10 protein-coding genes and 5 tRNA genes are annotated in these 12160 nt (G+C 34.5%); 5 read left to right on the forward strand and 10 right to left on the reverse strand.

Features of this window, described 5'->3' with window-relative positions; all coding sequences use genetic code 11:
• The first annotated feature begins 31 nt into the window (after nt 1-31).
• The 3 genes from J3U36_RS00680 (at nt 32) to J3U36_RS00690 (ending at nt 3508) form a co-directional block, all read left to right on the forward strand.
• Nucleotides 32-643, forward strand: coding sequence for an NUDIX hydrolase (locus J3U36_RS00680; RefSeq protein ID WP_267379198.1), 612 nt, complete (start codon nt 32-34; stop codon nt 641-643).
• Between the two features lie 337 nt (nt 644-980).
• Nucleotides 981-1781: a YdgH/BhsA/McbA-like domain containing protein gene (locus tag J3U36_RS00685; RefSeq protein WP_267350588.1), complete on the forward strand. Its 801-nt coding sequence runs from the start codon at nt 981-983 to the stop codon at nt 1779-1781.
• 233 nt (nt 1782-2014) lie between these two features.
• A complete protein-coding gene (locus J3U36_RS00690; protein ID WP_267379196.1) occupies nt 2015-3508 on the forward strand; it encodes a hypothetical protein in 1494 nt (497 codons plus the stop codon).
• Nucleotides 3509-3720: 212 nt separating this feature from the next.
• Here the strand turns inward: J3U36_RS00690 and J3U36_RS00695 are convergent.
• From J3U36_RS00695 to J3U36_RS00725, 7 genes are all read right to left on the reverse strand, one after another.
• Nucleotides 3721-3795 (reverse strand) — tRNA-Gln (locus tag J3U36_RS00695).
• 26 nt (nt 3796-3821) lie between these two features.
• Nucleotides 3822-3907, reverse strand: a tRNA-Leu gene (locus tag J3U36_RS00700).
• Between the two features lie 75 nt (nt 3908-3982).
• A tRNA-Gln gene (locus J3U36_RS00705) sits at nt 3983-4057 on the reverse strand.
• Nucleotides 4058-4082: 25 nt separating this feature from the next.
• A tRNA-Leu gene (locus J3U36_RS00710) sits at nt 4083-4167 on the reverse strand.
• Nucleotides 4168-4204: 37 nt separating this feature from the next.
• Nucleotides 4205-4281: transfer RNA gene (locus J3U36_RS00715), tRNA-Met, on the reverse strand.
• 96 nt (nt 4282-4377) lie between these two features.
• Nucleotides 4378-5496: a multifunctional CCA tRNA nucleotidyl transferase/2'3'-cyclic phosphodiesterase/2'nucleotidase/phosphatase gene (locus J3U36_RS00720; protein ID WP_267379194.1), complete on the reverse strand. Its 1119-nt coding sequence runs from the start codon at nt 5494-5496 to the stop codon at nt 4378-4380.
• Nucleotides 5497-6111 carry a TIGR04211 family SH3 domain-containing protein gene (locus tag J3U36_RS00725; RefSeq protein ID WP_267350594.1) on the reverse strand — a complete coding sequence of 205 codons (615 nt, stop codon included), beginning with the start codon at nt 6109-6111 and terminating at the stop codon, nt 5497-5499.
• 235 nt (nt 6112-6346) lie between these two features.
• On the opposite strand from J3U36_RS00725, the gene J3U36_RS00730 reads away from it, so the two are divergent.
• Together J3U36_RS00730 and J3U36_RS00735 are read left to right on the forward strand one after the other, a co-directional pair.
• Nucleotides 6347-8464 carry an alpha-galactosidase gene (locus J3U36_RS00730; protein WP_267379191.1) on the forward strand — a complete coding sequence of 706 codons (2118 nt, stop codon included), beginning with the start codon at nt 6347-6349 and terminating at the stop codon, nt 8462-8464.
• 428 nt (nt 8465-8892) lie between these two features.
• Nucleotides 8893-9897, forward strand: coding sequence for a substrate-binding domain-containing protein (locus J3U36_RS00735; RefSeq protein ID WP_267379188.1), 1005 nt, complete (start codon nt 8893-8895; stop codon nt 9895-9897).
• 93 nt (nt 9898-9990) lie between these two features.
• Here the strand turns inward: J3U36_RS00735 and J3U36_RS00740 are convergent, their stop codons facing one another.
• Genes J3U36_RS00740 through J3U36_RS00750 form a run of 3 tightly spaced genes read right to left on the reverse strand, consistent with a single transcriptional unit; the run spans nt 9991 to nt 12135 of the window.
• Complete coding sequence (locus J3U36_RS00740; RefSeq protein ID WP_267379185.1) at nt 9991-10713, reverse strand: hypothetical protein; 723 nt, start codon at nt 10711-10713, stop codon at nt 9991-9993.
• Nucleotides 10713-11864 carry a beta-ketoacyl synthase N-terminal-like domain-containing protein gene (locus J3U36_RS00745; protein WP_267379182.1) on the reverse strand — a complete coding sequence of 384 codons (1152 nt, stop codon included), beginning with the start codon at nt 11862-11864 and terminating at the stop codon, nt 10713-10715. Before J3U36_RS00745 ends, J3U36_RS00740 begins: the two co-directional genes overlap by 1 nt.
• A gap of 4 nt (nt 11865-11868) precedes the next feature.
• The gene (locus tag J3U36_RS00750; RefSeq protein ID WP_267350604.1) at nt 11869-12135 is read right to left on the reverse strand and encodes an acyl carrier protein; all 267 of its coding nucleotides are present in this window, start codon (nt 12133-12135) and stop codon (nt 11869-11871) included.
• Nucleotides 12136-12160: the final 25 nt, after the last annotated feature.

Genomic DNA, 12160 nt, shown 5'->3' on the forward strand with positions numbered 1-12160 from the left:
AAAAATATAAAAATTTGTTAAGTGAACTATTATGATAACAATAGAAAAAATTACGAATCAATTTAAAACAAATAGTAACGCGAGCTCGATTGATAACAAAGCTGCAGTACTTTTACCCATTATTAACGATGGCAAACAACCTCAATTGTTATTTCAGGTCAGATCGAACAAACTTAAATGGCAACCAGGCGATATCTGTTTTCCTGGCGGTCGGGTAGAATTGACTGACTTAGATCCAGAATATACCGCAAAAAGAGAAACATTTGAAGAATTAGGTATCCCAATGAGTCAAATGACTATTTTAGGAAAAATGCCTAAATTTATCGCCGCATTGGGGCTAGTCATTTATCCGTTTGTTGCAAAAATAGATTCCCTTGATAATTTACAGCTTAATCGGGATGAGGTCGAACAAATATTTACCGTACCGATTGATTGGTTTATTGAAAATCCCCCGCAACAAGCTGTAATGCTAATCGGGCATAAACCATCAGATAACTTTCCTTTTCATCTATTACCAAATATCCGCTCTGACTGGCAAAAAAGATCGGAGCATAATATCTTGTATTATTCATATAATAATCGTATTATTTGGGGATTAACTGCCCAAATTTTATCTAATTTTATCAATACAATTAGTCGTTAGTTAAAATGGATAACTCGAAACCAATTTAATTATTCATTTAATTAAAGCTTTTTTTGTAGCAATTTGTAGTAATTTTAGCAATTAATGCTAAACAATATGTCCATGTAACAAAAAATCCTTGAGAATCACTCAGTAAATATTTTAAATAGATAGCGTTGTTTAATTTATCTCTCGTTAACAACTTTACGTCTGAACACTTTTGAAAGTTAAAAAAAGACAACATCTGAGAGCTACTTAAGATTTCTACACTCTCTATTAAAGATTTCATCTCTACCCATTGAATAATTGTTAAACATTGATTATTAATTTCAATCATTTAAAAAATAAGGGTATTATCATGAAACGTTTCAATAAATCATCGATCGCATTAGCTGTAGTATTATCGTTACCGTTCGTTAGTGTTTATGCTGCCTTACCTTTAACCGATGAAGAAAGTAGTAATTTAATTCCAATGAAAGAGATTTCGGTAACAGGTAATTATTTGCAAGCACAAAATGCGGAAGATGATATTTCAAAAGCAGCCGATGAAGCTGGAGCTAAGTATTATCATATTAAAGCACTTGAAGCGGCAGAAACATCAAGCTCAGCTGATTCTGCTATTGTCTATGCTGATATTTATCAATCTAATGCACCGATTGCATTAAATAAAGAAGAAACAACTTATAATGGTATAGTTGCTTATGAACGTAACAAAGCACTTTATTATTTGCCATTTGAAGTTGTCAAATTTAAAGGAAGTTTTAACAACACATCTGAAATCACCACTGAAGCAAGTAAAATCGCAGCAGATAAAGATGCTTATGCATTTTATATCAGCTCTATCGAGCCTTCTAATCTAAAAAATCAATCTCAAGATGTTGAAGTGGCTTTATATAAAAAAGATGCGCCAGTAAGAGATTATATCGTTACCAAAGCAATTGAAGGTGAAGATGCTTATGAAATCAGTAGTGATGCATTTAAAACGATGAAACCTTATACCACAATTGTTTTCCATGGCGTCTTTAACAACACTACTGAAATAAGTGCTGCTGCACAGAAACATGCAATTGCAAATGGCGCTCAATTTTATTACGTGAAAGAGGTATCAACCAACCCAGCCAATACAGCACAAACAGTTTATGTTAATTTATATAAATAAAATATCTTAATTGCATTTTCCACGTGTTAGAGAACTCAATCACTTTAACCCGTGGAAAACATAAAATCTTACAATACTTAAATAGTGAATAATGCTGTTTAAATAGCCAACCTTTATCTGTTTAATAATTTATTTGTTAAAAACATATATCTAAATTCATTACAAAACATAATTTTAAGAAACACCTGATTTTTCTCATTTTCAATCACTGCATTAAAACGGTTGGGAAACGTATGTTATTAAAAAATGTTAGGATTAAACGATATATCAATGTTACGAAAAAAATATTAAAACACAGTTCTTTTGTCATCATTTTTGTTAGTTCAACAACTGATGCACTCAGTGCTAAAACAGCGCAAGTTATTCAAGGCACTGCGCCTTATTTTACTCAAGCTGACAAAGTAGGGGTTGAAGGTGCTCGTGATTACGATAAAGCAAATTTTATTTATTTTGGTGTTAAATTCAAAGGTGCAACATATTCGGGAATGAATGATCTAAACATGGCGATAAAACAATCTGGATTTTCCGCCGTCGATCCAAACACAACCACACCCAATCAACTGTTAGCGCTATTAAAATCCAGTTATGGATTAGAGGGGACTATACTTCCGTTTAACCCTTTGTTAGTTGCCGATGATAGGAATAATGTTGCTGATGATGAAGGTGATATTCCAATTAAAATAAATCCTCCTGATGCAGGATTAAAAATCGATTGGTTTTATCGCTCTATCAATCAATCTTTTTTGTTGCTGGAATCAGATAGAAATAGGACTTTTTGTGAATTGGCTCGATTAGGTTGGAATCCCTATATTCGAATATCAGGCCCTGTTGTTTTAGTGACCGAATTTGGAGAACCAAACTTCAGAGTTTATGCATCGCCTAAACGGGACTTTTTTATTTATAATGCAATTAGACCCACCGTATGTGCAGCCAAACCTTCTATTGCTTACTCATTTGTTTTTGAAGGTCGGGATTATACAGGAGACTGGGCTAAACTAACTTGGGGTGAAAATAATGAATACACATATGACTCTGGTCTGGTTAATAAGGTGCGTTCAAAAGGTTTTCCAACAACTGGGTTTGACCATGCTCAATTCACCATGTCTTTTGCAGGTGTTCCATTTGATTTATCCACCATTTCAACATCGACAAATTCAAATGGTGTAAATCTGACAACTAATCTTCTTAAAAACAATGATATTGATGACTACTTAGTTAATACTTCTCTGCAATTTCATTTATCCGGAAAAGCGACCGACAAGCCTACTTTTTCAATCAAGTCCAATGGGAGCGAGATATACACTTTTACAATTAATAAATGGTTTGCTACGTCCGATTTAAATGCAACCAGTTATGACCAAAGTGCACAAGCTTGCCAAGGCAATTATGTTGTACCAACAATTGAAGACTTTACCAATAGTGATCAAACAATCATCACTTCTGGAGCTTGTAAATCAGATAACAATTCTAACAATTGTTTGGCAATCAAGAGTAACCATTATTATCGAAAAGTTGGAAAGAGTCTTTTTGCTGAATGGGGCGATATCACCAATGAACAAAACCAGTATTACCATGCTTATCCGGGTAATAACTTTCCTAAAAATATTTTATATTGGACATCGGAAGAAAGAGATACTAATCATCAATATGCAGTGGGGCCATCTATTGGTGCGATTGAATGGTTAGCGAAAGATGAACCGATCAATTTTGTTTGTGTGCTTAAATGATAACGCGTCTGTTCGAGGATTTTGCTGTAATCATACGCTTATTTGAACTGATGATTTAAAAAATAATAGTGATAAATTAATTTTTTTAAAATATAAAATATTGAAGTTTACTGAAGCGATGCCAATTTGAACAAAATTTATTGAAATTTAAATTTAGATCTTATTGGAAAATAGAAGCGATTGATTCTTTGTAATAAGAAAAGAAGAATAAATGGCTGGGGTACCAGGATTCGAACCTGGGCATGGCGGGATCAAAACCCGCTGCCTTACCGCTTGGCTATACCCCAATATTATTCAGGAAAAAGATATCTAGTGGTACGGGTAGTGAGATTTGAACTCGCACACCTTTTCGGAACTAGAACCTGAATCTAGCGCGTCTACCAATTCCGCCATACCCGTATTGGAATACTAAAGAAAGTAACAAACAGAGATAAAACAGATTAACTAATAGATATCAAAATATGCAGATTGGAATGGCTGGGGTACCAGGATTCGAACCTGGGCGTGGCGGGATCAAAACCCGCTGCCTTACCGCTTGGCTATACCCCAATAAAGGATAACATTAAGATTAAAATGGTGCGGGTGAAGGGACTTGAACCCCCACGCCTCGCGGCGCCAGAACCTAAATCTGGTGCGTCTACCAATTTCGCCACACCCGCATGATATACTTCCGGTAAAAGTATAACTTAATCTTAATGGTGGCTACGACGGGATTCGAACCTGTGACCCCATCATTATGAGTGATGTGCTCTAACCAGCTGAGCTACGTAGCCATTTCATTCGCAACGTCATAACCAACACTGCGAGGCGCATTATGCTTGTGTTGAGGCAAATCGTCAACCCTTTTTTTTAGATATTTTAAAAAAAAGTTATGATTGATTAAGTTGCAAGCAAATCCAGTTTAATATCACTTCAATTCGCCTTTTTTGCAACTCAAGATTAATGGATTGTCCAGTAAACCCTTGAGCAATAATTTCCTGCACATTCACACTATAGGCTAAATTATAAGCATGTTCAAGATATTGAGCTTGCGGATAAGTTGCGCTTTCATTGAAAGCTTCACTGGCAATAATCAATTGCTTTAAATGATGAGGATGACGCCAAACATCAATACCATTTAATAATTCTAAAATTTGTGAAGCGCTTTGCACTGTTATATGACTAACAACCTTTCTGTATTGTTGAACTATTTTGGCAATTTTAGAAAATGAAGTTGGTGCTTTTATCTGTTTACATAAACGTTCAACGGAATCTTTACTGATTAAATCACCACATAAAACGCCAAAACGCACAGTTAACTCATGGGTAAGTTTTACTGATTTTTTTAAAGCATAGATTATATTGGTCGTTAACACTAATTCAGGAAATAAAATTTGAAGTGCTCCGCATTGCTCAAGGACTTGGAAATAAATTTGTGGATTTTCGCTGGCTAATGCTTTTTCCGTTTCTTTCCACACTCTTTCAGGAGTGAGATAGCTTATTTCGCCTATGGATATCATCTCTTTCATAAGATCCATTGTTTCTTGAGCGATTGTAAATCCTAAATGATGATACCGAGCAGCAAAACGGGCTACGCGTAAAACACGTAAGGGATCTTCGCGAAAAGCACTTGAAACATGACGCAACAATCTTTGATTAATATCATCTACGCCATGGAAAGGATCGACAATATTCCCCTGCTCATCCATGGCAATAGCATTGATGGTGAGATCCCGACGAATTAAATCTTGTTCTAAGGTAATTTCTTTACTGAAATCACAAATAAAGCCACAATACCCTTTTCCTGATTTACGTTCAGTACGCGCTAAAGCATATTCTTCTTTCGTTTTTGGATGTAAAAATACCGGAAAGTCTCGACCGACTTGTTCAAAACCTAACGAAATAAGTTCTTCGGGAGCTGCGCCAACGACAACCCAATCTCGATCGAAAACTGGCAGACCTAATAATCTATCCCGAACCGCTCCACCAACAAGATAGACTTCACTCATCTAACGCATCCAACGGTCTTTTTTACTTCGGCGAGGCATAATAATAGGTAAAATAAGACCTAAGATAAGTCCTCCACCTGCAACAAGACCACCATAAGTAAACCAAGTCACAATTAAGTCACGTCGCTTATCATCTACTTGATTTAACATTGAGTCTAACATTGCTGCTTGTTCTTTTACTTGTTTCTCCAATTCGATATTTTTATTTTTCAAGTTCTGAACTAATTCTTCTGAGGTTCGTAATTGTTGCACATAGTCGGTCACTAATTTCTGTTGATATTTATCCGCATTATCAACTTTATCTTTGTATTCGGCTATTTTAGCTTCCAAATAAGGAATACGCTCTTTAAGGCTTGGTGTATCGCTTAATTTATTGGTTTCGATCCATGCCACATTGCCACTTTTCAGCAGCAGCTTAGTGTATTTACCATCCGCACTTCTTTCAAGCGCATTGACTTTTGAACCACTTTTGATCGTATTTGTGAAAGCATGTTGTTGGCTAGGACCACGACGTAAGTAAACATCAACCTCATCAATAACATATTTATCAACAGCATTTGCACTAAAAGCAACTGCAATAAGAGAAATTAAGGTAAAAATATTTTGTTTCTTCATAAAATTTCAACTAATCATCCATAAATAATTACATAATAACATAAAAATTGGATATTTCGCATAATCATTTTACATTTTATGTTTCTTAATTATCCAATACTTAATTCGCCTCATCAATTGAAAACGATTACATTTTTTATGCGATCTTAATCACAGATTAAAAAATTTATTATTTAAATAAAAGAGAATAATCGCTAATTTATATTTAGCAAAGCAATTAACAATGGGAGATATTATGAACTGCCGTCTTAGCAATAAAAATTTAGATATTCTTATTCGAACAAAACCCTATGCGGAATTATGTTATTTTGGTAAACGATTACATGATGATCACATTGAAAATTATGATTTATTTATTCCGGCAGTGCCAAATTCACGCATTGATGTTCACGTCCCTTTTACTCTCTGTCCAGAAGAAGGATTAGGTAATTTTAGTACGCCAGGATTAGAAGGACACAGGAATGGAAAAGATTGGTCTCCCGTATTTGTTACTAAAGATGTAAAAAATTCAGACAATCAAATAACAATTATCAGTGAAGACAGTATTGCAAAATTACGTTTAACCAGTCAGTTTATTTTGGATGATTGTGGGGTATTGCAATGTCAAAATAGCCTGGCCAACTTAGGTGCAGAACCTTATTCAGTCAATCGATTATCAATAACGCTTCCTATTCCTGAACGTGCACAAGAATTAATGGCTTTTAGTGGACGCTGGATTAAAGAATTTTTTCCTCACAGAACAAAAATTGAACATTGTAGCTATTTACAAGAAAATCGCCGAGGAAGAACTTCACATGAATATTTCCCTGGTATGATTGTTGGTACCACAGGTTTTAAAGAACAAACAGGCGAAGTATGGGGAATTCATTTAGGTTGGAGTGGTAATCATCGTATCCAAGTTGCGGTTAAAAGTAATGGTAAACGCTTTATTCAAGCCGAAGCATTATATAGCGCAGGCGAAATATCGCTTGCCCAAGGTGAAACCCTTACAACACCATGGCTATATGCCACTTACAGTGATGAAGGTTTAAATAAAATGAGTCACCACTTTCATCAATTTCTGCGTAACAATATTATTACCTTTCCACAAAATAAAGCACGTCCTGTTCATCTTAATACTTGGGAAGGTATCTTTTTTGACCATAATCCAGATTACATTATGAAAATGGCAAGTAAAGCGGCACAAATGGGCGTTGAGCGCTTTATTATCGACGACGGTTGGTTTGGCAAGCGTGATGACGATTACCAAGGTTTAGGTGATTGGTACCTTGATGAACGAAAATACCCCAATGGACTTGAACCGGTTATCGAGCACGTGAAAAATTTGGGCATGGAATTTGGTATTTGGGTTGAGCCTGAAATGATCAACAAAAACTCGGATTTATATCGAGCACACCCTGATTGGCTACTTGAGTTATCGGGTTATCAACAACCTGAAGGACGTCATCAATATTTATTAGATTTGCAAAATCCTGCTGTTTTTGATTATTTACTTGAAAGATTAATATGGTTACTGGGTAGTTATGATATTGATTATATCAAATGGGATATGAATCGAGAAATTGTTCAAGCGGGTCACAATGGCAATCCAGCTATTGTTGGACAAACAAAAGCATTGTATCGTTTACTCGATATTTTACGAGAAAAATTTCCGAACGTAGAAATCGAATCATGTTCATCAGGGGGTGGACGGATAGATTATGAAATATTAAAACGAACACAACGATTCTGGACTTCAGATTCTAACGATGCATTAGACAGACAAATCATTCAACGCGGAATGAGTTATTTCTTCCCGCCAGAAGTCATGGGCGCACATATTGGTGGCGCTTTGTGTCATACAACTTATCGTGAACTGAACATGAATCTTAGGGGATTAACTGCTTTATTTGGTCATATGGGCGTTGAACTTGATCCCGTAAAAGAATCAGAAGTTGAACAGCATGCATTTGCACATTATATTGGACTACATAAACAATTACGAAATTTATTGCATAGTAATAACAATTATCGATTGGATGTTGACGACAGCAATGCAATGCAAAGTTATGGAGTAGTAAGCCAAGATAAAAATGATGCTGCGTTTATCATTGCCCAATTAACCTTACCAACTTATGCTTTAAGTGGTAACTTACGCTTGACAGGTCTACAGCCCGAAAAACAATATTTGATTGAAATACTTGATCTACCTGATAATATTGATCCGAAAATAAATGGACATGTAATGAAAGCTCTACCTTATTGGATGGTCAACAAAACGACATTATCAGGCGACTGGTTAATGCAAATTGGACTACCTTTACCCGTTTTAGATCCTGCAACAGCAATGTTAATTAGAGTGGTAGCTCAATAAAAACTTTTGACTTACAAAGCACACAATAAATTTACAAAAAATTAATATTTTTTTGAAAATAACAAGGGGGAAAAAGACCATAATGCAATTTTCCCTTTGTATTAAATTAAGTTTGTATGATCAGAATTTAATCGAATTATTGGCAAATAGTTTTTTTTCCTTTATTATAATTAGTTAGGAATAATAAATAGTTATAGTCAATTATTAAGAGAAACAAACTGGATCAACTAAAAGAAGTTTTAAGATGTAAGTAAAGTAAAAGATATTTTAGTACAGATTACTTCCCGCTTTACAAATACTTTTCATTTTTATTTCGTTGGTAGTCTACATAGCTCTATATTGGCAATCTTAAATTATAAAAATTTACATGAAATAAATTTAGTTTGAGTAATTATTTTAGCGATAGTAATTTAATAAAAGGTTTTTTTATGGCGACAATAAAAGATGTTGCATATTTAGCTGAAGTTTCAGTTGCAACAGTATCCCGAGTTATAAATAATGCAAATAATGTAAGTAAAAATACACGTGAAGTCGTAAAAAAAGCCATGGAGACATTAAACTATTATCCAGATGCTAACGCTCGCGCATTATCTCAACAACACTCTAATACAATTGGCATTGTGGTCGCCGATGTGTCCGACCCTTTTTTTGGGGCGATGGTTAGCACGGTTGAAAAAGTAGCTTATCGAACTGGTCATTTTTTGCTAATTGGCAATGGATACCATAAAGAAAAACAAGAATACAATGCCATTACTCAGCTTATTGAGCACCGCTGTAAATCATTAGTTGTTCATGCCAAAATACTTTCCGATGAAACACTCATAAAATTGATGCAACAAGTGCCAGGCATGGTTATCATCAATCGTATAGTGAAAGGGTTTGAAGCACGTTGTATTGCACTTGATGACCGTTATGGCTCGTATATCGCGGTCAAACATTTAATTCAAAATGGACATACGAAAATAGGTTATTTATGTTCGAATCACGAAATTTCAGACGCTTCAGATCGACTAAATGGTTATAAAGATGCGTTGAGTGAATTTAATATCGAGATAGAACAGAATCTAATTACCTACTCTTCGCCTGATGAAATAGGTGGAGAAGAAGCCATGAAATCCTTATTAGAACGGAATCGAAACATCACCGCTATAGCCTGTTATAATGATTCTATGGCTGCGGGTGCCATGTCAGTCCTGTATGATAATGATTTAAAAATCCCAGCTGATATTTCTGTTATTGGGTTTGATGATTTATTAATGGCTAATTATTTACATCCTAAACTGACAACGGTTCGGTATCCTTTACAAGCAATGGCAGAACAAGCAGCTGAGCTTGCCTTATCCCTCGCTAAAGGAGAGGCTCCCTCAAATAACTTAATTAATATTTTTACTCCAACATTAACTAAACGTTATTCTGTCAATTCTATAGGCTAAAGTAGAAATAAACATTCAATAAAGCGTTTCAATATTAGCGGCTTAACAATAAAGAAAAATGTTAAGCCACGATTAAATAATCGTATTGAACAATCAATGTTTATGTAAAGGTAATTTTTTTATTAATAATAATTTATTTAATATCAGATCAACCGAAATTACATCGCAATTTAGTTGGCTATTTAAATCAAACGTTTTTAAAACAGAATCATAAAAATAATTCGCATGGGTCATTATTGGTTGATTGCTGACATCACCCTGGCAAGGTTTGTTGGCAATGGTTAAACTGGCTAAAGCTGAAGTATCAGGATGCCGAGTCAACAATAACCAAAAACTGCCTTCTTTAGAATATTCATCATAACGACGTGATTCATAACACCACCCCACCAATGCCTGATCAACCACACCTTGTTGTAAATCCGTTATGGCTGGGAGTAAAATCTGTGACCAATTACAAATATCTGTCGAAATAAAAAGATTGGGTCCATTCACTTTCAATGCATCAGCAACATAAAAAGAAATCGCATTATTTATGCTATTAATAAAATTAAATGGTCGTGGTGTTTTACGTTGAAAAATATTCATCTCCAGTTCATACATATTACTGGGTGAACTAAAAATTGAGGTCACATACACGCCACAATGAGCATTAATCTTTTCTATGGAAAGCGCACCTAACAATGATAACAACGCTAAACGACTTGTACGTCGACTATTAATATTAAATTGCTGTTTAAGCAAATTTTTTAACTTACTTTCTTCACTATGGCTCTCTGCGATAAACTGTGATGTACTGAGTAAAAAAACACTTTGCATTATTCTGTTATCTCCAACAATAACACAGCGTTATTACCGCCAAATCCAATACAATTTAATAAATAATAACCTTGAGGATAAGGTTTTGAAATGTCTGTAAAACCATTTGTATAAATAGGTTCAGATTGTGCCATGTGATAATTTGGATAACTAGGCGTCTGTTTTGATTCGAATATCAACAATAATATTATCATCTCAAGTACACCAGATGCCCCTAATGTATGACCAAGATAAGGTTTAAAAAATATTAACGGTTTTCGCTCTGTAAAAGCATTTGTTAAGCTATCAAATTCAACTTTATCATTCATTGGACTACCTGTCGCATGAGTTTTAATAGCAACAATATCGGTTTCAGTCACATCGAATTGCGTTAACGTGTCTTTAATGAGTGCGCTAACATTTTTAGGATCCGTTGTGGTAATATTAGAGGTATCACATATCGTTTTACCGCCTTTTAAGATAAATTGATTATTGTTTGCTAATCGTGGTTGATTGCTTAATGCAATACAACCAATCCCCTCCCCTAAAATAAGTCCTTGGCTAACACTTAAAAATGGTGGTTGATAATTATTTGTTAGTAATCCTAAAGCATTAAATCCTTCTAAAGTGATAGAATTAAATGATTCAAATCCCACAATGATTGCCCGTTCAATTATGCCTTGGGAAATGTAATTTTTTGCATAAAGTAATGCATTAGAACTTGAAGTACAAGACGTCGCAACATTGATCACATCAAGATTTTTCCATTTTAATTTAAGTTGTTCTGCTATTTCATTTAAAGAAAAGGGTTGGTGATAACATGCTTCTGTTAATTCTGATAATTCCTTATTAAAAAAAGTAATTTCATGCGAAGACATTGCAAAAGAAGTGGAAGCTAAAAAAATTGGGATTTGTTCCAATTCTGATTCTTGCCACTGACAGGCCTGTAAAGTTTGCAGAATTTGAAATACTATACGATCAACAATCTCAGTTAAACTTAGCCGTTTTTTATCAAAGGCTGGAAAATAATTAACAGATAGTGGTTCACTTGCTGTATTTAAAGGAATCAATTTAGGTTTTCTTGGATGAAAAAGAATATTACTAATAATCTCATGGCAGTTATCACCTTGTGCGCACACCGCTGAAAAACCATTAATGTAAACATTGTCCATAATATTATTTTTTTATTTGCTCAAGTACATATTTATTGAGTTTCGAAACCGTGACCATATGTATTCTTACTTCTCGGTCACCTTGTAAACGAACGCCAAATTGCTCTTTTAACGCTACGCAAATTTGTAATGCATCTAAAGAATCTAAATTTAATCGACTGGTAGGCCCAAACAGCGGCTCATTATCTGTTAACTCCTCGGCAGTTAAGATATCTTCTTTTTCAGATTCGGTAATAATTAACTGTTTTAATTTAAAAATTAAATTATCCAAATTTAACCTCTTGTTTTTATTATTT

The organism is Gilliamella sp. B3817, assembly GCF_026536705.1.
GTDB lineage: Bacteria > Pseudomonadota > Gammaproteobacteria > Enterobacterales > Orbaceae > Gilliamella > Gilliamella apicola_I.